Here is a 25,615-nt window from a genome sequence, read left to right on the forward strand (position 1 = left end):
GAGCATAGGGCGAATTCGCTATCCGAACATGCCGGGCTGGTAGTCGCCGGCGGGCTGCTGGACGATGACGTTGACCCGGTTGAAGGCGTTGATGAGGGCGATGACCGACACCAGCGCGCCGAGCTGCTCCTCGTCGTAGTACTTGGCGGCGTTGGCCCAGACCTCGTCCGGCACGCCACCGGCCGCGTCCGCGATGCGGGTGGCCTGCTCGGCCAGCTCCAGCGCGGCCCGCTCGGCGTCGGTGAACACCGTGGCCTCGCGCCAGGCGGCGACGAGGTTGAGCCGCTGCTGGGTCTCGCCCGCCGCCGCCGCGTCCTTGCTGTGCATGTCGGTGCAGAACCCGCAGCCGTTGATCTGGCTGGCGCGGAGCTTCACCAGCTCCATCGTCTCGTGCGGCAGCGTCGAGCCCGCGATCACCTTGTTGGCCGAGATGATGTGCTTGAGGACCTTGCCTGCGACGGCGTTGGTGAAGAGGTTCAAACGAGCGTCCATGGTGCACTTTCCTTACATTGTCGGTGGCTACACCCTTCAGACGGGATAGCCCCGACGAGCTGTGACAAATTCAGTTGTGACGTAGGTCACGCCGTGCCGATGAGGACTTCGGCGGCGGCTCGACCGCAGACCATAGCGGAGCCGTATGTGGCGATGTGCACCGCGCCCAGGTCGCTGCGCTCCGGCAGGCCCATTTCCACCACCACGCCGTCAGGACGGGCGCTGAGCAGGTGCTGGAGGGCGGCCAGCTGCCACGGGTAGCGGTGCGCGTCCCTGGCCACGATGACCAGCGGGCGGCCGGCCGCCTCCTGCAGGAGCTTCTCCAGCGCGGGGCCGCCGCTCTCGGCCGAGGTCAGGCGGGTCACCTCGGTGCCGGGGAGCATCGCGGACAGCGGGGCGCCCACGCCCCAGATGGTGCCCTTGTCGATGGCCAGGTTCATCTCCGGCGCCAGCTCCACCACCCGCGGGGCCACCGTCAGCGGCAGTACGGGGGCGTTCGACCGGCGCGTCACGCGCACGGCGCGCCTCGCGGCGATGAGGCCGACCTCGCCGTCCAGCGCCGAGGCAGCGCCAGGGGCGCGGGAGCTGGTCCACGTGCCGAGCTCGCCCACGCGCTTGGCCGCGTCCGCGAGCCGCTCCTCCGGCAGCCACCCCTCGAGTACGGCTTGCGCGATGGCGTCGCGCACCTCGATGGCCACCGCCTCGTCCGACCGCTCCCCGCCCACGCAGATCGCGTCCGCCCCGGCCGCGATGGCCCGCGCCGAAGCGCCGCCGATGCCGTAGGGACCGGACACGGCCGCCATCTCGATGCCGTCCGTGATGATCATGCCCTGGAAGCCGAGCTCGTCCCGCAGCAACCGGGTGAGGATGTGCGGGCTCAGCGTCGCCGGGGTCGAGGCGTCGTAGTGGGACACCAGCAGGTGCCCGGTCATCACCGACCGCACGCCCTCGGAGATGGCGGCGCGAAAGGGCAGCAGCGCCTCCTCGATGTCACCCGCCATGATCGGCACACCGTGGTGGGAGTCGACGGCGGTGTCGCCGTGCCCGGGGAAGTGTTTGGCGCACGCGGCCACCCCGGCGGACTGCAGTCCGCGCACGAAGGCGCGCGTGTGCCTGGCCACGAGCGCCGGGTCGGCGCCGAAGGAGCGCAGGCCGATCACCGGGTTGTCCGGGTTGGAGTTCACGTCGGCCGAGGGCGCGAAGTTGACCGTGACCCCGACGGCGGCCAGGTCGGCGCCGAGGTCGGCGGCCAGGGCCTCGGTCAGCTCGACGTCGTCGACGACGCCGAGCGCGTAGCTGCCCGGCCTGGTACTGCCGGTGGCCACCTCCAGCCTGGTCACCTCGCCGGACTCCTCGTCAACGCCGACCAGCACGGCCGGGTTCTCCGCGCGCAACGCCGCGGTCAGCGACGCGACCTGCGCCGGCGTGACGATGTTGCGGGAGAACAGCACCACTCCGGCCAGTCCGTCACCCAGGCGGCGGCGCAGCCAGTCGGGCGGCGACGTTCCCACGAAACCCGGGAGCAACACGGAGTCGGCAAGGCGGAGCAGGTCAAGGCCAGGCTTAGGCATGCCCGAAATCTAATAGGAAAGTTTCCTATTTGCTAGAGGCATTTTCAAACGTCAACGCGCCTGATTCCACCGCCTTCCGTGGCAAACTCGGCGATCGTCCGGACGGGGGCGTTCTTCCTGTCGACGAAGTCCACTCCGCGGTAGGCGACGCGGAACTCCGTGCCGCTCGCCGTACCCGCCAGATAGCCGCGGTGGCCGTCGAAGAAGCGCAGATGCGGGTTGGCCGCGAGCACCGCCTGGCTGTCGACGGGCGAAGGATTGCTGGTCACGGCGGTGGCGACGAACTCGGCGCCCAGCGTGTCCGAGGCGGGGTCCATGAAGTCGGCCTTGAGGTCGCTCGCCCAGTTGTTGTGCACGTCGCCGCTGAGCACGACGAGGCCGGGCGTGCGGAGGCCGAGGATGCGCGCGCGTTGCTCGGGGAAACCGTCCCAGGCGTCCATGCGCAGGTTCGGCGCGGGGCCAGGGACGAACCTGCGGGCGAAGAACAGCGCCTGGACGAGCACCTTCCACTTCACCGGGCTGGTGCGCAGCCGCGACAGCAGCCACTCCTCCTGCGCCGGGCCGAGCATGTCGTGCGGTTTCCTGAACTGCCGCGAGTCCATGACCATGAAGTCGGCGATCTGCCCGTAGGTGCGCCTGCGGAACATCTGCAGATCACCGGCAGCGGGCCGGACCCGCAGGGGCAGGTGCTCGTAGTAGGCCTGGTAGGCGAGCGTACGGCGGGCGCGGAACGCCGCGGAGCCGTCGTAGTTGTTGACCACCTCGTGGTCGTCCCACGTCGCGATCCACGGCGCCGCCGCGTGCGCCGCCTGAAGGTCCCTGTCGGTCCGGTAGCGGGAGTAGCGCAGGCGGTAGTGGTGCAGCGTGGTCGTCTCGCCGGTGCGCTCCAGCGGGCGCACCGGGTGCTGCGCCTGCGGGAGCTCGTAGATGTAGTCGCCGACGAAGAACACCACGTCGGGGCGCTCGTCGGCGAGGTGGCGCAGCGCGGTGTAGAAACCGTGCTCGTAGCGCTGGCAGTTGGCCACGGCGAAGCGCACGGGCTGGGTGGAGCTCTCGGCCGGCGCCGTTCTGGTACGGCCGGCCGTACTGAGCTCGTTGCCCGTCCTGAACCGGTAGAAGTAGTCGGTGCCCGGTTCGAGCCCGTCGACCCTGGCGTGCACGCTGTGCGCGAAGGCGGGCTGCGCCTGGGTCGCGCCCTCCTTGACGATCGAGGTGAACCGCTCGTCCCTGGCCAGCTGCCAGCGGACCTCGACCGGCCGGTTGGGCATGTTGCCCGGTCTGACCGGATCTGGGTGGAGGGGGTCGGCGGCTAAGCGGGTCCAGAGGATGACGCCGTCGGGCGACGGCTCCCCCGATGCCACACCCAGCGTGAAGAGGTTGGCCATGTCCCTATAGTGGCTCGAATCTGGCGAGCCGCTGGGTCCGATGGACCAGCTCGCGCCCACCGGTTCCCGCCTGGACGAGCGCGTTGCCGATCGCGGTCGCCTCCACCGGCCCGGCGATCACCGGCAGCCCGCAGGCGTCGGCGGTCAGCTGGCAGAGAAGGCGGTTGCGCGAGCCGCCGCCGACGATGTGCACGGCGCCGATCCGCTGCCCGGTGAGGCGCTGGGCGTCGCGGACCGCGTCGCGGTGGGCGAGCGCGAGCGAGTCGAGCACGCACCGCACGATCTGCGCCGGGGTCTCCGGCACGGGCTGCCCTGAGGCACGGCACGCCTCGGCCAGCCGCCCCGGCATGTCCCCCGGCGGGTGAAATTTCGGGTCATTGGCGTCGATGATGGATCGGCGGGGCTCCTCAGCAGCCGCCTCCACCAGTGACTCCAGGTCGGCACGATCCCACGATCGCATGCACTCCTGCAGCAACCACAACCCGGTCACATTACGCAGGAAACGCACCCCTCCCCCCACGCCGAGCTCGTTGGTGAACCCCGCCAGCCGGGCCTCCTCGCTCAGCACCGGCTCAGGCGTCTCCACCCCGACCAGCGACCACGTCCCGCACGAGATGTAGGCATAGCCAGGCTCCAGCGCGGGCACGGCCGCGACCGCCGACGCCGTGTCATGCGACCCGACCGCCAGCACCGGAACATCGCCGAAGAGCCCGATCCGCTCCCCGGGATGCCGCAGCGGCGGAAGGATCGCCGGGTCCAGCCCCTCGGCCAGCGAGGCGTCCCACTGCCTGGTCCGGGCGTCGAGGAGCTGCGTGGTCGAGGCGTTGGTGAGCTCAGCGCCGATCTCCCCGGTCAGCCAGTAGGCGATGAGGTCGGGGATGAGCAGCAGATGCCTGGCCAGCCCCAGCCGCGGTTCGGCCGCGAGCTGGTTGAGCGTGTTGAACGGCTGCGCCGCCACCCCCGTCCGCGCCCACAGCTCGGGACCCGCCCCCGTGGACAGGCCGTCGGTACGGCTGTCGCGGTAGTGGACGGGGTTGCCGAGCACCTGACCTCGCTCGTCGAGCAGCCCGTAGTCGACGGCCCAGGAGTCGACGCCGATCCCGTCCACGTCCCCGGCAGCGGCGAGCCCGTCGAGCACGCCGCGGTAGAGGCGCAGGATGTCCCAGTACAACGTGCCACCCGCGCGGACGGGCACGTTCGCGAAGCGGTGCACCTCGCGCAGCTCCAGGGTGTCCGGACCGATCTCGGCCACCATCACCCGCCCGCTGGAGGCGCCGAGGTCGACGGCGGCGAACCTCACCGCAGGAACGCCGCTGCCACACCGGCGTCCACCGGGATGTGCAGTCCGGTGGTGTGGGTGAGCTGGGTGAGGTGGAAGACGGCCGCCGCCACGTGCTCGGGGAGCACTTCGCGCTTGAGTATCGTGCGTTGCGCGTAGAAGGCGCCGAGGTCCTCCTCCGGCACGCCGTACACGGACGCGCGGTTGGCGCCCCAGCCAGAGGCGAAGATGCCCGACCCGCGGACGACGCCGTCGGGGTTCACCCCGTTGACCCGGATGCCGGAGCCGCCCAGCTCGGCGGCGAGCAGCCTGACCTGGTGCGCCTGGTCCGCCTTGGCCGCGCCGTACGCGACGTTGTTGGGTCCGGCGAAGACGGCGTTCTTGGAGGAGATGTAGATGATGTCCCCACCCATGTCCTGAAAAATCATGATCCGGGCTGCTTCTCGGGACACCAGGAACGAGCCTCGCGCCATCACGTCGTGCTGCAGGTCCCAGTCGTCCACCGACGTCTCCAGCAGCGACCTGGACAGGGACAGCCCGGCGTTGTTGACCACCAGGTCCACCCCGCCGAAGGCCATCACCGCCCGCCGCAGGGCCGCGATCACCTGCCCCTCGTCGGTCACATCCATGAGTACGGCCAGGCCGCCCACCTCCGCCGCCACCTTCTCCGCGGCGCCGAGGTCCCGGTCCGCGACGACCACGCACGCGCCCTCGGCCGCGAGCCTGCGTACCGTGGCGGCGCCGATGCCCGACCCTCCCCCGGTCACCAGCGCGACGCGGGTGGCCAGCGGGCGCGGGGCGGGCTGGCGGCGCAGCTTGGCCTCCTCCAGGTCCCAGTACTCGATCCTGAACTTCTCCGACTCGGGGATCGGCGCGTAGGTGGACACGGACTCGGCCCCGCGCATCACGTTGATGGCGTTCACGTAGAACTCGCCCGCCACCCTGGCGGTCTCCTTGTCCTTGCCGAAGGAGAACATGCCGACCCCGGGCACGAGCACGATCGCCGGATCGGCTCCCCGCATCGCGGGCGAGTCGGGCAGGGCGTGCCGCTCGTAGTAGGCGGCATAGTCCGACCGGTAGGCGGCGTGCAGCTCGCGCAGCCGTTCCACGACCTCGTCCAGGGGGGACGAGCCGGGCAGGTCCAGCACCATGGGGCTGACCTTGGTACGCAGGAAGTGGTCGGGGCAGGACGTGCCCAGCGCGGCCAGGCGCGGGTGCTCGGCGCGCGACAGGAAGTCCAGCACGACGTCGGAGCCGGTGTAGTGGCCGACCATCGGCGCGTCCGTCGAGGCCAGCCCGCGCAGCAGCGGAAACAGCTCGGCCGCGCGCTCCAGCCGCTCGGACTCCTCCAGCGTGGGGTGCACGACGGGGCCGAAGGGGTCGGGGCGGCCGTGATCGGCGAGATACTGCTCGGCCGTACGGATGATCTCCAGGGACCGGGCCTGGCACTCCTCCGAGGTGTCGCCCCAGGCGGTGATGCCGTGGCCGCCGAGGACGCAGCCGATGGCCCGCGGGTTGGCCGCCTTGATGGCGGCGATGTCGAGACCGAGCTGGAAACCGGGACGGCGCCACGGCACCCACACCACGCGGTCGCCATAGATACGGCGGGTCAGCTCCTCGCCGTCGGAGGCGGCGGCGATGGCGATGCCCGAGTCCGGGTGCAGGTGGTCCACGTGCGCGGCGTCGAGCAGTCCGTGCATGGCGGTGTCGATGGACGGGGCTGCGCCGCCGCGCCCGTGCAGGCAGTAGTCGAACAGGGCGACCATGGCGTCGTCGTCACCGGCGTAGATGAGCGCGCGCAGGCGGTCCAGGCGGAGTACGGCCAGACCGTCCTCGGTCAGCGTTCCCAGGTCGCCGCCCGAGCCCTTAACCCACATGAGCTCGACGTCCGTCCCGGTGACCGGGTCCGGCGCGAGGCCCTTGGCCGAGGCGTTGCCTCCGGCGTAGTTGGTGTTGCGCGGGTCCGAGCCGAGGGTGTGGCAGCGGTCGAGCAGGTGCTGGATGTGCATCAGGCCCCCCAGCCTGCCTGGGCGCCGCCCACCCGGTCGGCGCAGATCTTCTCGAAGTAGCCGGAGCGGGCGTAGGCCGCCATCGGGTCGGGGTCCAGGCCCATCTCCTCGCGGGTGGCGGCCAGGAGCGGGCGGACGTCGGTGTTGTAAGCGTCCATGAAAACGGCGTTGGCGCCCAGCACGTCACCCTCACGCTGGGCCGTGGCCAGGGCCGCACGGTCGATGAGCAGCGCCTTGGCCGTGGCCTCCTGCACGTTCATGACCGAGCGGATCTGCCCGGGGATCTTCGGCTCGATGTTGTGGCACTGGTCGAGCATGAAGGCCACGTGTGGTCCGTACCCGCCGCCCGCGATCACCTCCGACATGATCCGGAACAGCTGGAACGGGTCGGCCGCCCCCACCATGAGGTCGTCGTCGGCGTAGAAGCGCGAGTTGAAGTCGAATCCGCCCAGCTTCCCCTCCCGCAGCAGGAAGGCGACGATGAACTCGATGTTGGTGCCCGGCGCGTGGTGCCCGGTGTCCACGACGACCTGCGCCTTGTCGCCGAGCTTGGCGCAGTGGGCGTAGGCGGTGCCCCAGTCGGGCACGTCGGTGGCGTAGAAGGCGGGCTCGAACAGCTTGTACTCCAGCAGGAACCGCTGACCCTCGCCGAGCCGCTCGTAGACCTTCTCCAGCGCGTCGAACAGCCGGTCCTGGCGCGCCCTGATGTCGTCCTGGCCCGGGTAGTTGGTGCCGTCGGAGAACCAGAGCTTGAGCGTGTCGGAGCCGGTGGCGTCCATGATGTCGACGCACTCCAGCAAATGGCCCAGCGCCTTGCGCCTGACCTCGGGCGAGGGATGGGTGACGCTGCCCAGCATGTAGTCGTCGTCCTGGAAGACGTTGGAGTTGATCGCCCCGATCCGCACCCCCTGGTCCTCGGCATAGGCCGACAGGTCACCGTAGGAGTCGACGCGGTCCCACGGGATGTGCAGAGCCACCGTGGGCGCCACCCCGGTGAACCGGTGCACCTGGGCCGCGTCCGCGAGTTTCTCGTACGGATCACGCGGAACGCCCCGCTGGGCGAACACCTTGAAACGCGTTCCCGAGTTACCGTAGGCCCACGAGGGCGTCTCGATGTGCTGCGCCCGCAGCATTTCCGTCAAAGTGGTCACGGACGGAATTAAAACGTTCTTATCGTTCGACGGCAAGAGGGAGCGCAGGAGAGTGGCATGTGGCGCCTGGTAGGGCTGATACGTTTTAATCGACTTCCATGACGGTGAGCATCAAGGACGTCGCCGCCCGCGCGGGCGTCTCACCCGGCACGGTCTCCAACGTGCTCAACCGGCCGGAGAAGGTGGCCGGCGCCACCAGGATCCGCGTCGAGCAGGTCATCCGCGACCTCGGCTTCGTACGGCACGGCTCGGCCTCGACCCTGCGCGCCGGGCACAGCCGTACGCTCGGCCTGTCGGTCCTCGACATAGGCAACCCCTTCTTCACCGACGTCGCGGCCGGGGTGGAGGACGTCGCGGGCGAGCACGGCTTCGCCGTGATCCTCGGCAACTCCTCGAGCGACAAGCGCAAGGAGGAGCGCCACCTGCGGCTGTTCGCCGAGCAGCGGGTGCGCGGCGTGCTCATCACCCCCTCCAGCGACGACCCAGGCCCGCTGGAGGTGCTGCGCGAGCGCGGCATCAACGTCGTGCTCGTCGACCACCCGGCCGACCGTCCCGACCTGTGCTCGGTGGCGGTCAACGACGTGGTCGGCGGTGAGCTGGCCGTGTCACACCTGGTCCAGCGGGGCGCCAGGCAGATCGCCTACGTGACCGGCCCGGCCACGATCAGGCAGTGCAGGGAGCGAAGGATCGGCGCGGAGCGGGCCATGCAGGGGCTGCCGCCGCTGCGCGAGATCCGGATGGCCGCGATGACCGCCAGGGCCGGTCAGGAGGCGGCCGAGCAGCTCGTCGACGACCTGCCCGACGCGATCTTCTGCGCCAACGACCTGATGGCGCTCGGCGTGCTGCGGGCGCTGCTCCAGCGCGGGGTGAAGGTGCCGGACGACGTGATGCTGATCGGTTACGACGACATCGACTTCGCCTCGGCTTCCGTGGTGTCGCTCAGCTCGATCCGCCAGCCGACGGTACGGCTGGGCCGGGTCGCGGCCGAGCTCCTTCTCGACGAGTGCGAGAACCCCGAGGCGCACGCCCACCAGCAGATCCTCTTCCAGCCCGAGCTCGTGGTCAGGGAGTCGACCCGGTAGCTCTGCGGCATTGACCGTCATTTGCCGCATAGACTGCTCCGGACCTTGTCGAGATGGGGGTTCGGACGGTGACTTCGCGGCAGCGCAGCGCACTCAAGGTCGCGGTGGCGCTCACGGGGTGTCTCATGCTGGCCACGTCCGCCATCATGATCGCCGGGATCCGGGTGGGCGGTGGCTGGAGCGCGGCCGAGTGGCCCAGCGCCGAGCCCGTCCTGCAGCCCGCCGCGATCTCCTCACGACCGGTCTCCACGCCGCTCCCCACGGACACGGGGGCGAGCGCGGCGCAGGATGCGAAGGTGCCGCTCTCGGCCAAGCCCCGCCGTACGCACAAGCACACGCCGACGGTCGCCCCTACGGCCAAGCCCACGCCTCAGGTGCAGGTGCAGGCCAACCCCACGTTCGAGCCCGTTCTCGTGGGCGAGCCGGTGGAGTCCACCGCTTCCGCCGGGCCGCCGGACGGGCACCGGCCGGTCAAGGACAAGAAGAAGCGGAAGAAACGGCACCACGGAGCCAGACCGAGCACGGATCCACGAAGGGGCGCAGCAGCTGGGTGAGCTCCGGGTCACCGCGCCCGTGGAGGTCCTCCTCGGCGATCTTGCGCGCGGTGCCCGCGAGGAAGTCGGCCACCTGGATCCGCGCGTCCGACTGCGAGTCGACCTGCCTGAACCCGGTCAGCCCGTGCCGTTCCACGAGCTCGGCCATCCGCGACGGGGTGAGCGCGTTCGTCTGGTCGTGCACGACGCTGCGCGCGCCCCACGCCTCGACGGCGCGGGAGATCGCCTGGACGAGCGGGTCGAGGGAGGCGCCTTCGACGTCCTGCCTGCGCAGGCCGCCGACCTCCTCCATCGACCCCCTGCCTCTGACCAGGTCGTTGAACGCGCCCAGGAACTCCGTCCACCCTGGGTCGCGCATGCCCTCGGTGTGGAAGCGCGCCCTGTCCTCGTCGCTGCCGAGCAGGTCGAGCATCCTGCTCGCGGCGAAGTAGGCCTTGTCCACCAGGTAGACGCGGGCGTGGCCGCTGATCGGGCCGTCCGGGCTCAGCAGCCAGACCAGGACAGCCCGGTGTTTCTCGCGCAGCAGATGGTTGGCCTTGTACTCGGTGGCGGGCGAGCGGATCCTGTCCCTGGCCTCCTGGACGCACGCGGCCGCCACCTCGACGCTGAGCACCACGCTGGCGTGCGCGAACACGGCTGTGTTCCCGCCGATGAGCTTGTCGCCCTCTGACCCTGACTCGTCGCAGGCGATTTCCACCATTTGGCAGCTATATCAGATTCGCTCAATGATGGTGACGTTCGCCTGGCCACCGCCCTCGCACATCGTCTGCATGCCGTACCTGCCTCCGGTGCGCTCCAGGTGGTGCAGCAGGGAGGTCATGAGCCGCGCTCCGGTGGCGCCCAGGGGGTGGCCGAGGGCGATGGCGCCGCCGTTCGGATTGACCCGCGCGGGGTCGGCGCCGGTTTCCTTCAGCCAGGCCAGGACCACGGAGGCGAACGCCTCGTTGATCTCCACCGCGTCCATGTCGTCGATGGTCATGCCGGTCTTGGCCAGCGCGTGGGCGGTGGCGGGGATCGGGGCGGAGAGCATCATGATCGGGTCGGCGCCGCGCGCCGACAGGTGGTGGATGCGGGCGCGCGGGGTCAGCCCGTGCGCCCGTACGGCGTCGGCCGAGGCGATGAGCAGCGCGGCTGCGCCGTCGGAGATCTGCGACGACAGCGCGGCGGTGAGCCTGCCACCCTCGACCAGCGTCTTCAGCCCGGCCATCTTCTCCAGCGTGGTGTCCGGCCTGGGCCCCTCGTCGACCGCGACGCCCTCATAGGGAGCGATCTCCGCCCCGAACTCCGCCTTCATCGCCCGCTGGTGGGATTCGAGGGCGAACTGCTCCATCTGAAGTCGTGAAATATCCCATTTTGCGGCGATCTGCTCGGCGCCGAGGAACTGCGACAGCTCCTGCGTGCCGTACCTCTTCTCCCAGCCCTTCGACCCGGCGAACGGCGAGGCGAAGCCGAGCTGCTGTCCCGCCGTCATCGCGTAGGCGATGGGGACCATGCTCATGTTCTGCACCCCACCGGCCACCACCAGGTCCGCGGTGCCCGACATGACCGCCTGTGCGGCGAAGTGCACCGCCTGCTGCGACGACCCGCACTGCCGGTCGACCGTCACCCCGGGGACATGTTCGGGTAACCCGGCCGCCAGCCAGCACGTCCGCGCGATGTCCCCGGCCTGCGGCCCGACGGTGTCGACACACCCGAAAACGACGTCCTCCACTGCTGCCGGATCCACGCCCGTGCGCTCGACCAGCGCGTTGAGCACGTGCGCGCCCAGATCCGCCGGGTGGGCCCGCGCGAGGCCGCCGTTCCTGCGACCCACGGGGGTCCTGACCGCTCCGACGATGTACGCCTCATTCATGCCGCATAGCGTAGCAAGCGCTTGGTTAGCAATGTGTTCGGTGAACAAGCGATTGCGCAAGGGCCATAATGGGACCTGTGACAACGCGAAAGAACTCCGGCGGCGCGACGGCCACCCCGCCCAAACGCCGCACGACCTCATCGGGGTCGGCCTCCGAGCGCCGTGACCATCTCGTCAAGCTCGCCGCGGAGTTGTTCGCGCGCAAGGGCTTCCAGGCTACGACCGTCAGGGAGATCGCCGATGAGGCGGGCATCCTGTCGGGTAGCCTCTACCACCACTTCGATTCAAAAGAGACCATCGTCGACGAGGTTCTTTCCACCTTCCTCGACGACCTGGTCGCCCGCTACCGGGTGGCGCTGGAGTCCGGCGGCGAGCCCCGCGAGGTGCTGTCGGAGATGGTGCGCATCGGCTTCGGCACGCTCGAGCCGCACCGCGCCGCCATCACCGTCATGCAGAACGACTGGAACTACCTGCGCCAGTTCGAGCGCTTCGACTACCTCGTCAAGGCCGAGGACGAGGTCGAGCGCATGTGGGTGGAGCAGATCAAGGCGGGCATGGCGGTCGGGCAGTTCCGCGCCGACGTCGACCCCAAGCTCACCTACCGCATGATCCGCGACACCATCTGGGTGGCCGTGCGCTGGTTCCGTCCCGGCGGCAGGCTCAACACCACCGGCCTGGCCGAGCACTACATCACCGTGCTCTTCGACGGTCTGGCCACGGGCGAGCGCAGCTCCCACAAGGGATGAGCCTTCGCAAGGCGGTGCAGCTGGCACTGCGGGAGATCGCGGAGCCCGACAAGGCCCCGGCGATGCGGGCTTACATGAAGTCGGCCATGCCGTTCCTGGGGGTGCAGGCGGGGCCGCGCAAGGCGGCGCTGCGCCGCGTCTTCGCCGAGCACCGGCTGGACGGCGCGCCCGCGTGGCGGCGCGCGGTGCTGGAGCTGTGGCGCGAGGCGGAGTTCCGCGAGGAGCGCTACGCGGCGATCGAGCTGTCGGGGTTCCGCTACTACCGCGACTTCCAGACGCTCTACACGGTGCCGATGTACGAAGAGATGATCGTCACGGGCGCGTGGTGGGACCTGGTGGACGAGCTGGCCACGCACCGCGTCGGCGGGCTGCTGGCCGCGTTTCCCGACTCGATGCGCCCGCTCATGCTCGAGTGGGCGCAGGGCGACGACCTGTGGAAGCGGCGCACGTCGATCCTGTCGCAGAACCGCTTCAAGGAGCGCACCGACACGGCGCTGCTCTACGCGTGCATCGAGCCGAGCCTGAGCGACAACGACTTCTTCGCCCGCAAGGCGATCGGATGGGCCCTGCGCGAGTACGCGAAGGTCAACCCGAGCGAGGTCGTCCGCTACGTCCAGGCCAAGGGCATCAGCGGCCTGAGCAGGCGCGAAGCCCTGAAGAACCTCGTCATCTAGTCCATAGCGCCTCCTGTACGGCTTGTACCAGGGCGAGGAGTTCTGGGGTTTCGCGCTCCTTCGACCACGCCAGCCCGTACGCCAGTCGCAGCTCTCCCGCGTCCAGCGGTACGAAGCGGACGTCGTCGCGGCGTACCGCCCTCACCACCAGGGCCGGAGTGGGCAGTGCGCCCGCGCCTGCGGCCACCAGGTCCAGGGCGGCCGCGAAGTCGTCCAGGTCGTCGGCCACGATGCGGTGGCGGCCAGGGACGAGCGCGGCCAGCCGTGCCCACGCGCCGCCCGTCGCGCGGTTGCGGGGCAGCAGCAGCTCCCGGCCGCCCAGGTCCTGGGGTCTGAGCCTGGGGCTGCCTGCGAGCGGGTCGCCTGCCGGAAGCGCCAGATGGTCGACGGTGACGTGGAACCTGGCTGCCGTGGTGAACTCGGGCGGCGCGGGGATGCCGAGGATCGCCGCGCCCGCCTCCCCCGCCGCCAGCGCGCCCACCGCCGCGCTCCTGCCCGCTACGGCGAGTTCCACGGTGATCTGCGGCGCGAGCCGCCTCGCCAGCCGCGCGGCCAGGGTGCCGACGAGGGATGGATAAGCCAGGCGAATGCTCGGCCTGGCCAGCCGTACCCCCTCCGCCTGGAAGGCGGCCGTCGCGTCCAGGACTGCCGCGGCGTGCCCGAGCAGGGCCGAGCCCTGGGTGGTGAGGCGCACCTCCCGGCTGGTCCGGTCGAACAGCCGCACTCCCAGGGAGCGTTCGAGCCTGCCGATCGCCTGCGAGGTCGCCGGTTGGGACAGCCCGAGCTCCGCCGCCGCCCTGGAGAAGCTCAGGTGCCTGGCCACGGCCGTGAAGGCCTGGATCTCGCGGAGCATAAGCGTCACCAATAGATCGTGCCACCTGGACGCCCCGCCCGGCACGATCCCCCCATGACTGATTTCCCCGCTTCCACCGTGCTCGGCTACCCCAGGATCGGCCCGCGCAGGGAGCTCAAGCGCGCCCTGGAGGCGTACTGGGACGGCACGGGCACCCGCGAGGAGCTGGAGCGGGTCGGCGCCGGCCTGCGCGCGGACACCTGGCGCAGGCTGGACGGGCTCGGCCTCGCGGCGCTGCCGTCCAACACCTTCTCCCTCTACGACCAGGTGCTCGACACCGCCGTCATGCTGGGCGCCGTCCCTGAGCGCTACCGCGCGGCCGAGGACCCCTATTTCGCGATGGCGCGCGGCACGAAGGGGCTGGCCCCGCTGCGGATGACCAAGTGGTTCGACACGAACTACCACTACATCGTGCCGGAGCTCGGCAGCTTCGCGCTGGATCCGGCCAAGCCGCTGGGTGAGGTGGCCGAGGCGAGGGCGCTCGGTTTCGAGACGCGGCCGGTGATCCTCGGGCCGGTGACGTTCCTCCTGCTGTCGGAGGGGTCGCCGCTGCACCGGCTGGACGAGGTGCTCGGCTGCTACGAGGAGCTGCTGTCGCTGCTGGACACCGAGTGGGTGCAGCTCGACGAGCCCGCGCTGGTCTGCGACCGCATACCCGAAGACGCGGTGCGCCGCACGTACGAACGGCTCGGCGGCGCGCGGCCCGGCCTGTTCGTGTCGTCCTCGTTCGGCGATCTCGGCGAGGCGCTGCCGGTGCTGGCGGCGACGCCGGTCGAGGCGATCGGCGTCGACCTGGTGCGCGGCTCGCTCGACGGGCTGAAGCACCTGGCGGGCAAGACCGTGGTCGCCGGGGTGGTGTCCGGCCGGGACGTGTGGCGCACCGACCCAGCAGTCGCCGGGGCAGCGCTGGCCGCCGCCCGCGAGCACGCGGCGCACGTGGTCGTCTCCACGTCCTGCTCGCTGCTGCACGTCCCCTACACCACGGACGCCGAGCCCGACCTGGACCCGGCGCTGCTGGAGCGGCTGGCCTTCGCCGAGGAGAAGGTGGCCGAGGTCGTCGCCCTCGCGGCCGGATCGGAGGGTACGGCTCCCGCCGCCGCTCCCGCGCCCGCAGTCCGCCTCCCCGACGACGTCCCGAGGAGCGCCTACAGCGTGCGCGCGGCCGCGCAGAAGGAGCACCTGAACCTGCCCCTCCTCCCGACCACCACGATCGGCTCGTTCCCGCAGACCGGCGAGCTGCGCGCCGCCAGAGCGGCGCTCACCAAGGGCGAGCTCTCGGAGGAGGACTACGAGGCCCGCGTCGAAGCCGAGGTCGAACGTGTCATCAGGCTCCAGGAGCGGCTCGGCTTGGACGTCCTCGTGCACGGCGAGCCGGAGCGCAACGACATGGTCCAGTATTTCGCCGAGCACCTCGACGGGTTCGCCGTCACCGCCAACGGCTGGGTCCAGTCGTACGGCTCGCGCTGCACCAGGCCGCCGATCATCCACGGCGACGTGCGCCGCCGCTCCCCCATCACCGTGCGCTGGGCCACCTACGCGCAGTCGCTCACGGACCGGCCGGTCAAGGGCATGCTGACCGGTCCGGTGACGATCGTGGCGTGGTCGTTCGACCGGGCCGACCTGCCGCAGCGGGACGTGGTGTTCCAGGTGGCCGAGGCGGTGCGCGAGGAGGTGCGCGACCTGGAGGCGGCCGGGATCTCGATCATCCAGGTCGACGAGCCCGCGCTGCGCGAGCTGCTGCCGCTGCGCGCGGCCGGGCAGCCGGAGTACCTGGCGTGGGCGGTGGCCGCCTACCGGCGGGCGACCTCCGTGGCGGGTGACCATACCCAGATCCACACGCACCTGTGTTACTCGGACGCCGACCAGATCCTCGCCGCCGTCGACGGGCTCGACGCCGACGTGACCACGATCGAGTCGGCGCGGTCGGGGGCGCGGGTGCTGGACGTGGTGTCCGGGTTCGCCCGGGGCCTCGGGCCCGGCGTGTACGACATCCACTCGCCGCGGGTGCCGTCGGTGGAGGAGGTCACCCGGTCGCTGGAGGCCGCGTTGCGCGCGCTGCCCGCCGACCGGGTGTGGGTGAACCCGGACTGCGGGCTCAAGACCCGGACGTATCCGCAGGTGGAGGCGGCGCTCGCCAACGTCGTCGACGCAGCCCGGAGGCTGCGAGGGTGAGACCGATCACCAGGTACGGCAGGCCGGACAGGGCGAACAGCACCCCCATGGCCAGCCACGTGGAGCCCACGCCGTAGAAGGCGTAGACGGCGAGCGCCACCACCTCGGTGCCCAGCCCGGCGAGGGAGGTGACGGTGGCGCGGGAGCGGTCCTCGATGCGGTCCTGGAGCCGGGCGTCCGCCGCGACGCCGCCCCACTGGAAGATCCCGAAGGCGACCGCGATCGGCAGGAACCCGAACGGGCTGCCGGTCGCGGCACCTCCGGCCAGCAGAACCCCAGCCACGACGAGGAGCGGCCCCACCGCCTTCGCGCCCCGCCCGGCCAGCCACCCGCCGACGGCCTGCCCCAGGGAGATCACGAGCAACAGCAGCGGCACCGCGGCGTCGCCCACCCCTGTTCCCTGGGCGAGCAGGGGAAGGTATTCGTCGATCGCGGTGAACCCGCCGATCACCACGGCCGCCAGGAGCGCGAACCGCACCGCCCTGACCCGCCGCACCTCTCCCAGCCCCACCCGCAGGACCCCGAGGAACGACTCCTCTTCCTCCTCCGGGTCCTGCTTCTGGGCGTCGGGGAAGGTGGTGCCGATGAGGGCGGTCACCACGGTTGCCGCCACGCTGGCGACACCGACGGCCAGGAAGCCACCGGCGGCGAGGACGGGACCGGCGACTGCTCCACCGGCCATCATGGCGAGCATGCCGGCCACCTGGGAGCGGCCCATGAGGCGCGCGTAGACGGTCTTGTCGGGCAGCGACTCGTACACCTGGGCCTGCAGCGTGCCGGAACGCATCGCCGTTCCCGCACCCCACAACACGAACCCGGCTGCGAAGGCGGGATACGACGGGAAGAACGTCCACAACCCGTACCCCAGCCCCACCACCAGCGGCGAGAGGACCAGCAGCAACCGCCGCGAGAACACATCGGCGAGCAGCCCGGTCGGCACCTCCAGCGCGAAGCCGGCCACCGACCAGATCACCAGCAGGGACGAGATCTCCCCAGGTGACAACCCGGTCGAGGCGAACAGCAGCGCGTAGACCGGGTAGAAGAGGACGAAGTCCTCGAAGAACGTATAGGCATACAGTGAAGATCAATGTCGCCAGGTCATACGGCGAGGCTATCTCGGGTGCGCCCGCCTGTCATGGGGAATATCCAGCAGGCAGAAGCACCCACCGGGCCGCGCGGGCAGCCCGAACAGGCGGAAGACGTGGACCGGCGGCAGCGAGAAACGGAAGCGGCGCATACCGACAACCCTCCCGCCTGGGGATTTACCGCGTCCAACACCGGAAAATCGCGATTAACGCGTTCCTGTTGTTAAAGTCGTCGCCCGTGGACCTCCACCCCCGCCTGCTCAGGGTCTTCGTCGCCGTGGCAGAGGACCTGCACTTCGGCCGCGCCGCCGCCCGGCTCTTCGTCGCCCAGCAGGCACTCAGCCGCGACGTCCGCACCCTGGAGAAGCAGCTCGGCGTGGCCCTGTTCACCAGATCCACCAGGCACGTGGAGCTCACCGAGGCGGGCGCCAGGCTGCTGCCGCTGGCCCGCAGGGCGCTGGGAGCCCACGACGACCTGGTCGCCGAGGTCGCGGGGGTCGTCCGGCCGCTGCTGATCGACCTCAACAGCCCGGGAAGGGCGCTGCCGCCCGCGCTGACCAGGGCCAGGGAGCTGGCTCCGCAGCTGGAGTTCCTGGCCAGGTTCCACGGCGGCCTCGCGGCAGGTGGAGAGGCCATGCTGGCGGGGCGGCTCGACGTGTCGTTCGGCCGCTTCGCCGGGCTGGCGGCCGCGCTCCGCAACCGCCTGGCCCACCAGCCCGTACGGCTGGCGCCGCTCGCGGTCTGGGTGCCCGAGCGCCATCCGCTGGCGGCGCTGGGCGAGGTGCCGATGCGCACGCTGGCCGACCATCCACTGGACGTCATGGCGGGCAATCCGGCCACCACGGAGTGGACCGATCTGGGGCGCGCGCTGGCGGCGGAGTTCGGCCTCGACCTGGCGGCGCCGCATGCGCCGCCGGTGGGTGAAGACGAGATGGGCCATTACCTCGGCAGGCACGGCGAGCCCGTGCTGTCGAGCCTGGGGGGCCCATCGATCCCAGGAGCGGTGTTGCTTCCTCTGGTGGACCCGGTGCCGCTGACCGTGGTCAGCGTGGTCCACGTCAAGGGGTTGAGCCACCCTGGCCTTGCCGTACTGATGACTGCGCTGGCCGAGGTGGGCAGGACGGAAAGATGGATGCGGCGGCCCGCCGGTTCCTGGCTGCCTGAACCGGACGAGCTACTGCTCAGAGTTTGAAGAGCTTCGGGTACGGCGACGTGATGCGCCGCTGCTCCATGCCGAAGTCGACGAGCACTGCTACGTCTTCCTCGACGGCCACGACAAGACCAAGACCATACTTGTCGTGACTCACCCGGTCCTGCACGGCGAAAACTTCGACGGGCGGCGGAGCGGGCGGAGCCTTGAAGGGACTGGTGGGCAGGGGACGCCGGGTCGCGGCTCGGGCGGGTTTCATTGTTACCAGTATGCGCTCACCTGAAGGAATCCGCCTAGTCGATGGCAGGTCAAGACTCGGTAAGGAGCAATGTCCGCAGGTGAGTCGCATGTTTACTTCAGCGCGCCAGTGGTGAGACCAGCCTGGATCTGGCGCTGGAAAACGACGTAGACGATCAGCATCGGCAGGATCGCCAGCGCGAGCGCCGCGAACAGCGCCGACCAGTCCTGGTCGTAACCCGCGGCCGTGGAGATGTCGGCGATGCCCTGGGTGAGCACCCACTTGTCGCGGTCCTGGAGCAGCACCAGCGGGAGCTGGTACTGGTTCCACTGCCCCAGCACGTTGAAGATCGTGATGCTGACGATGCCCGGCCTGGCCATCGGCAGCATGACCTGGAAGAACACCCGCGTGTGCGAGGCGCCGTCGATGAAGGCCGCCTCGGCGACCGCGGCGGGCAGCGTGCGGAAGAAGGCGGCCAGGAAGAACACGGTGAACGGCATGGAGTAGGCGATGTACACCAGCACCAGGCCCGCGTGCGTGTTCATCCCGATGAACGGCCCCACCACCGGCACGTTGCCCATGTTCTGCACCACGAAGAAGAGCGGCGACAGCGCCAGGTACACCGGGATGGCCAGGCCGGAGACGAAGAACAGGTAGACCAGCCTGTTGCCCCTGAAGGGGTAGCGGGCCAGCACGTAGGCGGCCATGGAGCCCAGCAACATCGTGCCGAACGTGCTGAACGACACGACGATGACGCTGTTGAGCATGTACTGCCCGATGTGCGCCTGGTCCCAGGCCCTGACGAAGTTGTCCCAGCGCAGCGTCTCCGGCAGCGACCAGGCGTCGCCGAAGATCTCGTCCTCGCTCTTGACCGAGGCCAGGAACGTCCACAGGATCGGCACGACGACGAGCAGGGTCCAGATCAGCAGCGCCAGGTGGGTGAGCAGGGACAAGGGGCCCAGTTGCCGCTTGCGCTCCCTGCGCGCGATCCTTCTGGAGGTCGCCGCCGTCCATGAGTTCAGGGTGGTCATCAGTACTCGATCCGGTCACGCCGCGACAGGCGCAGGGCCAGGATCGCGAAGCCGACGGTGAAGAAGAACATCACGACGCCCAGGGCCGAGGCGTAGCCGAAGCGGAAGCCCTGGAAGGCGGTGCGGTAGATCTCCGCCGCCATGACCGTCGTGGAGTAGTCGGGGCCGCCGTGCTGGTCGGTCATCACCCACACGATGGCGAAGACGTCCAGCGCCAGGATGCCCAGGTAGACCCAGGCGACCTGGACGGTGTCCCACAGCAGCGGCAGCGTCACCCGGAAGAACAGCGCCACCCGCCCGGCCCCGTCGATCTGCGCCGCCTCGAACATGTCGGTGGGGATCGAGGCGAGCCCGGCGGAGAAGAGCACCACGTAGAAGCCGACCGCCTGCCAGACCAGCACGCCGAGCACCGACCAGGGCGCGACGGACGGGTCGGACAGGAAGCCGACGGCCTTGCCGCCCATCGCCATGATCGGGCCGTTCAGCATGCCGCTGCCGTCCGGCCTGAACACCTGCTGGAACAGGACCGCGATGACCGCGATGGCCAGCACCTGCGGGAAGAAGAACACCACCCGGTAGAACTTCGAGCCCCAGATGCCCGCCACGCCGCGCTGCCCGCCGCCCACGTTGAGCAGGAAGGCGAAGAACAGCGCGATGACGATCGTGATCAGCGGCAGCAGGACCAGCAGCAGCCCGTTGTGCAGCGCCGCCTTCCAGAACACCTCGTCGCCGAGCAGCCGCCGGTAGTTCTCCAGCCCGATGAAGCGCGGGTTGGCCGTCACGCCGCGCCAGTCGGTCATGGAGATGTAGAACGCCTGCGCGTACGGCGAGATCACGTAGATCAGGTAGAGCGCCACCGGGGCTGCCAGAAACGAGGCGATGAACAGCCCGCGGCGGAAACGGTTGAACATCAGCGCTTGAACTTCTTGATGGAGGAGTCGCTCTTGATGTCGTCGGCCTTCTTCTGCAGGCGCTCCAGGTACTGGTCGGGGGTGACGCCGCCGGTCATCAGCTGCCCGGTGGCCGCGATCGCCTCGTCCTTGAGCTGGGCGTACCACGACTGCCAGCGGTAGTAGACGGTGTTCGTCCCCGCCGCGGCCAGCGCCTCGGTCGCGCTCTTGGCTCCGGACGACAGCGGGCGGCCGTCACCGGCGCCCTTGACCACCGACACGGTACGCACCAGCTCGGAGAAGTCACCCGCCGCCTTCTTCGACAACATCGCGCGAAGGTACTCCATGCCGCCCTGCGGGTTGGCCGACTTGGAGGGAACGATGAAGTTCTCCCCCGGCTGGGTGTGCAGCGTGCCGTACGGCAGCTTGTCTGAGGAGCCGAAGTCGGGGATCGGGAACATCGCGTAGTCGAAGCCCTCGGGCGTGGTCGACTTCTGCTCGTTCTCCAGCCACGAGCCGCTGGGCAGCATGGCGACCTTGTACTTGTTCTGCGCCGTCTGCGTCTGGACGTGGTCGAGGCCGGCCGTGCCCTCCAGCAGGTACTTCGCGCCGATCTCCGCCCAGGCGGTGGCGGCCTGCTTGAGCGGCTCGGCCTTCCAGGCGCCGTCCTCGAGGTTGTCGATGTTGACCAGCACCTCGGTGCCGCCGATCTTGGCGGCCATGGTCAGCAGCGGCTCGTAGAGGTACTGCGGGAACTTGCCCGCGTAGGTGAAGGGCGCCATCTTGCCCGACTTCTTGATGGCCTCGCAGAGCTTGAGGAACTCGTCCCAGGTCTTGGGCGGTTGCCAGCCGTTCTCGGTGAAGACCTTCTTGGAGTACCAGATGCCGAAGATGTAGTTGGCGTAGCCGACGACGCTGAACTTGCCGTCGTAGGTGCCGAAGTCGATCACGGCGGGGTCGAGGGTGTCCCTGACCTTGACGCCCGGCTGGTCCCACGACTCCGCGTCGAGCAGCGGGGTGAGGTCCTGGAGCTGGCCGTCCTGGGCGAGGGCGCCGAAGTCCATGGCGTTGGCGCCGGAGTTGTCGATCACGTCAGGCGGGTTGCCGCCGGCGAAACGCGGCTGCAGGACCTTGGTGATCTCCTTGGTGGCGTTGTGCTTGATCTCCACCTTGGGGTACTTCGACTTGAACAGCGGCTGGTGGATCGTGGTGGCGTACTCCTGGCCGAAGCCGCCGTCGAAGATCCACACCTCCAGCGGCTTGTCGCCGACGCCAAAGGGGTTGGCCGCGCTGGTGGCCACGGCGGCGGGCGCCGAGGAGGCGGGCGTCTGCCCGGCCGGGGTGGCGCAGGCGGCGAGCGCCCCCGCGACGGGTATGAGTGCGGCGCTCCGCAGCAGCTCGCGCCTGGTGATCTGGGGGGTGTTCGGCATATGTCTCTCCTATGCTCCGCGCCTGAGTCGTCCCGCGTAGCGGGCTTCCATGGCCTGGTTGTGCTCGTCGCCGCCGGTGACGTTGGCCGACAGGTAGACGGGCGGCGTCTCGCCCAGCTCCACGAGCATCTCGACGGCCTGGGTGACCATCAGCTGGGCCAGCAGGGCCGAGGTGATGGTCGAGACCGCGCCGTAGGTGCCGCCGCCGGGCAGTTCGAGGATGGCGTCGCCGTACGGCGCGCCGTTGTCCAGCACGACGTCGGCGAGGTCGAGCAGCTTGCGCCCCGAGGGGTGCCGTGACGCCATCTGGTTGCTGTGCCTGACCGAGGTCAGGGCGATGAGGGGGTGGCCCTTGTCCTTGACGAGGGTGGCCAGCTCGACTACCGAGCCGTTGACGCCCGAGCTGGAGATGATGACGAACAGGTCCCTGGGGTCGACCGGGGCCAGGTCGTAGATCCGCTGGGCGATGGCCGGGTCGCGTTCGAGCTCGGGGGTGAGGATGTCCGCCGGGGCTCCGCCGTACCTGACGAGGTCTCTGAGCGAGAGGCGGTTGGTCGCGACGAGCCCGCCGGCGCGGTGGGCGATCTCCATGGCGATGGCCTCGGAGTGGCCGGATCCGAAGGCGTTGACCACCCCGCCGTCGCGCAGCGTCGTGACGAGCAGGGTGGCCGCCCTGCCCACCGCGTCCGCCTGCGTGTGGACCACCTGGCGGGCCAGCTCCAGAGCGCGCTCCGCGAACAACGTGTCAGTTCCTCTCGACTCGGTGGCCTTCCACGGCGCTGATGGTCAGCTCGAAGGCCTGGTTGGCGCGTTCGTAGGTGCGTTGCGCGACGGCCACGTAGACGGCGTCGAGCACGAACAGCTGCGAGTGCACGGCGGCGAGGCCGCCGAGCCTGAACGTGGTCTCCCTGCTGGCCGTGGTGAGCACCAGCCCGGCCAGCTCGGCCAGCGGCGAGCGGGCGAAGGAGGTGACCGCGACCGTGGTGGCGCCGTGCGAACCGGCCTCCACCAGGGCTTCCATCACCTCGCGCGTCCTGCCGCGATGGGAGATGCCGATGGCTACGTCGCCCTCGCCGAGCAGCGCTGCCTCCGACAGCGCCTCGTGCGCGTCGCCGGTGCTCCAGCACGGCATGCCGATCCTGCGTAACCGGCCTTCGAGCATGGTGGCGACGTTGGCGCTGGTGGAGACGCCGACGAGGAGGACCCTGCGCGCCGCGACGATCGCGTCGGCGACCTTCGCCACGACGCCGAGGTCGAGTTGCGCGGCGGTGTCCTGGATGAGCCGGGTGTCTGCGGCGGCCATGACCTCGATGGCCGAGTCGAGCGGGTCGTCCGGGCCGATCTCGTGGCCGACGCCCGCGCCCCAGCCGGCCTGCGCCGCCCTGCCGGTCTCGGTGGCGAGGGCGACCCTGAGCTCGGCGTAGCCGGAGAAGCCGAAGGCGCGGCAGAAGCGGGTGACGGTGGCAGGCGAGCTGCCCGCGCGCTCGGCGAGGGCGATGATCGTGCTGCGCGCCGCCTCGGCCGGGTCGCCGAGGATCACCTCGCCCACCCGCCGCAGCGCTTCGGGCAGACCGGGCAGCTCGGTCTCCACGCGGCCTAGAGCTCCAGACGTCACGAATATTCCTTCCGAATATCGGACCTTGCGGCGAAAATTATTCTTGCTTCTCGGCCACGTCAAGACCCAGGATGTGTTCCGTGCAAAACGTCCTCGGGATCGACGCCGGCGCCACGTCCACGCGTGTCGCCATCCACGCCCTCGACGGGACCAGGGTCGGGTACGGCAAGGCCGGGGGCGGCAATCCCTCAGCTCACGGCCTCGAGAAGGCCTCAGCGGCGGTCGCACAGGCGCTGCGCGACGCGCTCGCCGGAGTCGATCCCGGCACCATCGCCGCCTCCGTGGCGGGGGTGGCCGGAAAGGCCGACGCGCTGGCGCCGATGTTCGCCGATCTCTGGACGGCGCACGGCATTCCCGGGCAGATCGACATCACCGGCGACCTCCCCATCGCCTTCGTCGCGGGTACGGCGGAGCCGGACGGCACGGTCCTGCTCTCCGGCACCGGCGCCGACGCGGCCAGGATCGAGGGGCGCGAGCAGCGGCGCATCGCCGACGGGCTGGGCTGGCTGCTGGGCGACGAGGGGTCGGGCTTCTGGATCGGCCGGGCGGCCGCCAAGGCCGTCGTGCACACCCTCGACCGCGGCGAGGACCACGGCCTGCTCGTGGAGCTCGTCGTCACGCACTTCCTCGGCTCCTACCGCCCCGACGACGCGCGGGCGCAGGTCGACCGCGTCGTCCGGCTGGCGCAGGCCGACCACATGCGGCTGGCCAAGCTGTCCGTCCTGGTCAGCGAGGCGGCCGAGAAGGACGACCCGATGGCGCTCGCGATCGTCGCCAGGGCCGCCCGGCTCCTGGCGGACACGCTGGGGCGGGTGCACCAGGGCGGTCCCGTGGTGGTCGCCGGGAGCGTCCTGACGAACGAGGGTCCCGTACGGCGGGCCGTACGGGATCTGATCGGACCGTTCGCCACCGCCCAGGACGGGGCGGGTGCGGCGGCGTGGCTGGCGGCCCTGTCCCTGGGTGCCGGGACGGGGTCGCACGCCACGTTCACTCGCGCAGCGGGCTCTTCGTGAGCTTCTCCCTGGTGAGCAGCAGGCGGACGCGGTCGACCTGGTCGGACTCCGCGCCCCAGACCGTCCAGTCCTGTCCCGGGCTCGCGACGGGCTCCAGGGAGTAGCCGCCGTCCTTGGAGATCATCATGCGGTAGTAGACGGCCTTCACGCCGCGCGCGGTGATCTCCGGCAGCACCTCGGCGACGCTGCGGCCCTCCAGCTTCAACCCGGCCAGCGACTCGCCCGCGATGGTGGCGTCGGTGGCGCTGTAGTAGCGCTCGTCCGGCCTGGCGGGGCGGCCCACCCGCATGAACACCTTGCCCTTGATGCCGACCGAGACCTCCAGCCGCAGCCTGCCGTCAGGCTCCGTCCCGCTGCCCAGGGAGTGACCCTCGTCGCCCCCGCCCATCGTCACGACGCGCCCGACGGCCGTGGGCGAGACGGGGACGAGCTCCAGGGTCAGGTCCACGCCCACCGCCTGGAAGGCATCCGCGTACAGGGCGTGGTCGGCGAACGGGTCCTTGATCCTGGCCACCCAGTTGTCGCCCTCGCGGTGGACCTCGACGGCGGCGTTGGCGTAGGAGGTGCCGTCCCTCAGCAGGCCTGGGGCGAGGAGCAGGGCCGCGACCGCGGCGGCAGCGGCCACCAGGCCGACGACCAGCCTGCGCCGCAGCGGGCTCCTGCGCTCGACCGGCTCGCTCGTGATCACGTCCAGGAGGGCTCTGGCGCCCGCGCCATCGGCGAGCCGCGGGTCCTGGGTCCTGGCGAGGCGGCTCACCTGCTTGTCAACGGCGTTCACAACGACTCCAAGGCGATGTGGTGGGCGGTGATCCCTGCGGTGGTGAGCGCCTTCGACAGGCGCTTGCGCGCACGGTGCAGGCGGATGCGGACGGCGTTGCGCGATACGCCGAGGACGGCGGCGATCTGCTCGTGGTCCAGGCCCTCCCAGGCGACGAGCGCGAGCAGCTCGCGGTCGTCGTCACGCAGGTCGGCGAACGCGCCGGCGATGGCGCTGAGCTCGGCCGTGTGCTCTGGGGTGCGGGAGTAGAGGTCGGCTATGTCGCGGTCGAGCTCCAGGGTTCTGGTCCTACGCCCTCGTCTGTGGTTGGCCAGGACGTTCCTGGCCACGCCGTACAGCCAGAGGCGGGCCTCGTCGCCGTGGGGCAGCCGGTCCATACGCCGCCAGGCGACGGTGAACGTCTCGGCCACCACGTCGGCGGCGTCCTCTGGAGAGTCGCAGCGGCGTACGGCGTAGCCGAGGATCTGGTCGTAGGTCGCGGCGTAGACGGCCTCGAACCGGCGTTTCCGGTCCTCCATCGGGCTCCTTCGTGGACAGGGTCATCTGATACCCGTCCATGTCAGGA

26 protein-coding genes are annotated in these 25,615 nt (G+C 70.3%); 7 read left to right on the plus strand and 19 right to left on the minus strand.

Annotated elements, in window-relative coordinates:
* Positions 1-18 precede the first annotated feature (18 nt).
* The 6 genes from ACIBG8_RS51470 to rhaI all read right to left on the minus strand — a co-directional run bounded on the left by ACIBG8_RS51470 (position 19) and on the right by rhaI (position 7,869).
* Positions 19-492, minus strand: a complete 474-nt coding sequence (locus ACIBG8_RS51470; RefSeq protein WP_397350728.1) for a carboxymuconolactone decarboxylase family protein — start codon at positions 490-492, stop codon at positions 19-21.
* 86 nt (positions 493-578) lie between these two features.
* Entirely contained in the window at positions 579-2,063 is a 1,485-nt protein-coding gene (locus ACIBG8_RS51475; protein ID WP_397350729.1) for a glycoside hydrolase family 3 N-terminal domain-containing protein, read from the minus strand.
* Between the two features lie 44 nt (positions 2,064-2,107).
* Positions 2,108-3,448: an alkaline phosphatase D family protein gene (locus tag ACIBG8_RS51480; protein ID WP_397350730.1), complete on the minus strand. Its 1,341-nt coding sequence runs from the start codon at positions 3,446-3,448 to the stop codon at positions 2,108-2,110.
* Positions 3,449-3,452: 4 nt separating this feature from the next.
* Positions 3,453-4,748, minus strand: a complete 1,296-nt coding sequence (locus tag ACIBG8_RS51485) for a rhamnulokinase family protein (protein ID WP_397350731.1) — start codon at positions 4,746-4,748, stop codon at positions 3,453-3,455.
* On the minus strand, positions 4,745-6,736 hold the full coding sequence (locus ACIBG8_RS51490) for a bifunctional aldolase/short-chain dehydrogenase (RefSeq protein WP_397350732.1): 1,992 nt from the start codon (positions 6,734-6,736) through the stop codon (positions 4,745-4,747). Before ACIBG8_RS51490 ends, ACIBG8_RS51485 begins: the two co-directional genes overlap by 4 nt.
* The gene (gene rhaI / locus ACIBG8_RS51495; protein WP_397350868.1) at positions 6,736-7,869 is read right to left on the minus strand and encodes an L-rhamnose isomerase; all 1,134 of its coding nucleotides are present in this window, start codon (positions 7,867-7,869) and stop codon (positions 6,736-6,738) included. Before rhaI ends, ACIBG8_RS51490 begins: the two co-directional genes overlap by 1 nt.
* 116 nt (positions 7,870-7,985) lie before the next feature.
* Between rhaI and ACIBG8_RS51500 the strand changes: the two genes are divergently transcribed.
* Positions 7,986-8,969, plus strand: a complete 984-nt coding sequence (locus ACIBG8_RS51500; RefSeq protein WP_397350733.1) for a LacI family DNA-binding transcriptional regulator — start codon at positions 7,986-7,988, stop codon at positions 8,967-8,969.
* Between the two features lie 68 nt (positions 8,970-9,037).
* On the plus strand, positions 9,038-9,523 hold the full coding sequence (locus ACIBG8_RS51505; protein WP_397350734.1) for a hypothetical protein: 486 nt from the start codon (positions 9,038-9,040) through the stop codon (positions 9,521-9,523).
* Here ACIBG8_RS51505 and ACIBG8_RS51510 read toward each other — a convergent pair.
* Positions 9,441-10,223, minus strand: a complete 783-nt coding sequence (locus tag ACIBG8_RS51510) for a DUF3800 domain-containing protein (RefSeq protein WP_397350735.1) — start codon at positions 10,221-10,223, stop codon at positions 9,441-9,443. The genes ACIBG8_RS51505 and ACIBG8_RS51510 overlap by 83 nt on opposite strands.
* 12 nt (positions 10,224-10,235) lie before the next feature.
* Entirely contained in the window at positions 10,236-11,375 is a 1,140-nt protein-coding gene (locus tag ACIBG8_RS51515) for an acetyl-CoA C-acetyltransferase (protein ID WP_397350736.1), read from the minus strand.
* Between the two features lie 77 nt (positions 11,376-11,452).
* On the opposite strand from ACIBG8_RS51515, the gene ACIBG8_RS51520 reads away from it, so the two are divergent.
* Positions 11,453-12,121 carry a TetR/AcrR family transcriptional regulator gene (locus ACIBG8_RS51520; RefSeq protein WP_397350737.1) on the plus strand — a complete coding sequence of 223 codons (669 nt, stop codon included), beginning with the start codon at positions 11,453-11,455 and terminating at the stop codon, positions 12,119-12,121.
* Positions 12,118-12,795 (plus strand): DNA alkylation repair protein, encoded by a 678-nt coding sequence (locus ACIBG8_RS51525; RefSeq protein ID WP_397350738.1) that lies wholly within the window; start codon positions 12,118-12,120, stop codon positions 12,793-12,795. The genes ACIBG8_RS51520 and ACIBG8_RS51525 overlap by 4 nt, the downstream gene beginning before the upstream one ends.
* Here the strand turns inward: ACIBG8_RS51525 and ACIBG8_RS51530 are convergent.
* Complete coding sequence (locus ACIBG8_RS51530; RefSeq protein WP_397350870.1) at positions 12,788-13,648, minus strand: LysR family transcriptional regulator; 861 nt, start codon at positions 13,646-13,648, stop codon at positions 12,788-12,790. The two genes, ACIBG8_RS51525 and ACIBG8_RS51530, sit on opposite strands and share 8 nt — an antisense overlap.
* Before the next feature lie 54 nt (positions 13,649-13,702).
* Here ACIBG8_RS51530 and metE point away from each other — a divergent pair, with 54 nt between their 5' ends.
* Positions 13,703-15,820, plus strand: a complete 2,118-nt coding sequence (gene metE / locus ACIBG8_RS51535; RefSeq protein ID WP_397350739.1) for a 5-methyltetrahydropteroyltriglutamate--homocysteine S-methyltransferase — start codon at positions 13,703-13,705, stop codon at positions 15,818-15,820.
* Here metE and ACIBG8_RS51540 read toward each other — a convergent pair.
* Positions 15,744-16,898 carry an MFS transporter gene (locus ACIBG8_RS51540; RefSeq protein WP_397350871.1) on the minus strand — a complete coding sequence of 385 codons (1,155 nt, stop codon included), beginning with the start codon at positions 16,896-16,898 and terminating at the stop codon, positions 15,744-15,746. The genes metE and ACIBG8_RS51540 overlap by 77 nt on opposite strands.
* A 33-nt stretch (positions 16,899-16,931) precedes the next feature.
* Entirely contained in the window at positions 16,932-17,057 is a 126-nt protein-coding gene (locus ACIBG8_RS51545) for a hypothetical protein (RefSeq protein WP_397350740.1), read from the minus strand.
* A gap of 86 nt (positions 17,058-17,143) precedes the next feature.
* Here ACIBG8_RS51545 and ACIBG8_RS51550 point away from each other — a divergent pair, with 86 nt between their 5' ends.
* Complete coding sequence (locus tag ACIBG8_RS51550) at positions 17,144-18,097, plus strand: LysR family transcriptional regulator (RefSeq protein ID WP_397350741.1); 954 nt, start codon at positions 17,144-17,146, stop codon at positions 18,095-18,097.
* Here the strand turns inward: ACIBG8_RS51550 and ACIBG8_RS51555 are convergent.
* The 6 genes from ACIBG8_RS51555 to ACIBG8_RS51580 form a co-directional block, all read right to left on the minus strand.
* The gene (locus ACIBG8_RS51555) at positions 18,087-18,314 is read right to left on the minus strand and encodes a hypothetical protein (protein WP_397350742.1); all 228 of its coding nucleotides are present in this window, start codon (positions 18,312-18,314) and stop codon (positions 18,087-18,089) included. The genes ACIBG8_RS51550 and ACIBG8_RS51555 overlap by 11 nt on opposite strands.
* 92 nt (positions 18,315-18,406) lie before the next feature.
* Entirely contained in the window at positions 18,407-19,324 is a 918-nt protein-coding gene (locus ACIBG8_RS51560) for a carbohydrate ABC transporter permease (RefSeq protein WP_397350743.1), read from the minus strand.
* Complete coding sequence (locus tag ACIBG8_RS51565) at positions 19,324-20,235, minus strand: carbohydrate ABC transporter permease (RefSeq protein ID WP_397350744.1); 912 nt, start codon at positions 20,233-20,235, stop codon at positions 19,324-19,326. The genes ACIBG8_RS51560 and ACIBG8_RS51565 overlap by 1 nt, the downstream gene beginning before the upstream one ends.
* Entirely contained in the window at positions 20,235-21,644 is a 1,410-nt protein-coding gene (gene ngcE / locus ACIBG8_RS51570; protein WP_397350745.1) for an N-acetylglucosamine/diacetylchitobiose ABC transporter substrate-binding protein, read from the minus strand. The genes ACIBG8_RS51565 and ngcE overlap by 1 nt, the downstream gene beginning before the upstream one ends.
* 9 nt (positions 21,645-21,653) lie before the next feature.
* Positions 21,654-22,385 carry a sugar isomerase domain-containing protein gene (locus ACIBG8_RS51575; RefSeq protein ID WP_397350747.1) on the minus strand — a complete coding sequence of 244 codons (732 nt, stop codon included), beginning with the start codon at positions 22,383-22,385 and terminating at the stop codon, positions 21,654-21,656.
* Between the two features lie 4 nt (positions 22,386-22,389).
* A complete protein-coding gene (locus ACIBG8_RS51580; RefSeq protein WP_397350748.1) occupies positions 22,390-23,259 on the minus strand; it encodes a MurR/RpiR family transcriptional regulator in 870 nt (289 codons plus the stop codon).
* 80 nt (positions 23,260-23,339) lie between these two features.
* Between ACIBG8_RS51580 and ACIBG8_RS51585 the strand changes: the two genes are divergently transcribed.
* Positions 23,340-24,272 (plus strand): N-acetylglucosamine kinase, encoded by a 933-nt coding sequence (locus ACIBG8_RS51585; RefSeq protein ID WP_397350749.1) that lies wholly within the window; start codon positions 23,340-23,342, stop codon positions 24,270-24,272.
* On the opposite strand, the gene ACIBG8_RS51590 is transcribed toward ACIBG8_RS51585, so the two are convergent.
* On the minus strand, positions 24,247-25,050 hold the full coding sequence (locus ACIBG8_RS51590; protein WP_397350750.1) for a hypothetical protein: 804 nt from the start codon (positions 25,048-25,050) through the stop codon (positions 24,247-24,249). The genes ACIBG8_RS51585 and ACIBG8_RS51590 overlap by 26 nt on opposite strands.
* Complete coding sequence (locus ACIBG8_RS51595; protein ID WP_397350751.1) at positions 25,047-25,568, minus strand: RNA polymerase sigma factor; 522 nt, start codon at positions 25,566-25,568, stop codon at positions 25,047-25,049. The genes ACIBG8_RS51590 and ACIBG8_RS51595 overlap by 4 nt, the downstream gene beginning before the upstream one ends.
* Positions 25,569-25,615: the final 47 nt, after the last annotated feature.

This window comes from Nonomuraea sp. NPDC050556 (assembly GCF_044457355.1).
Classification (GTDB): Bacteria; Actinomycetota; Actinomycetes; order Streptosporangiales; family Streptosporangiaceae; genus Nonomuraea.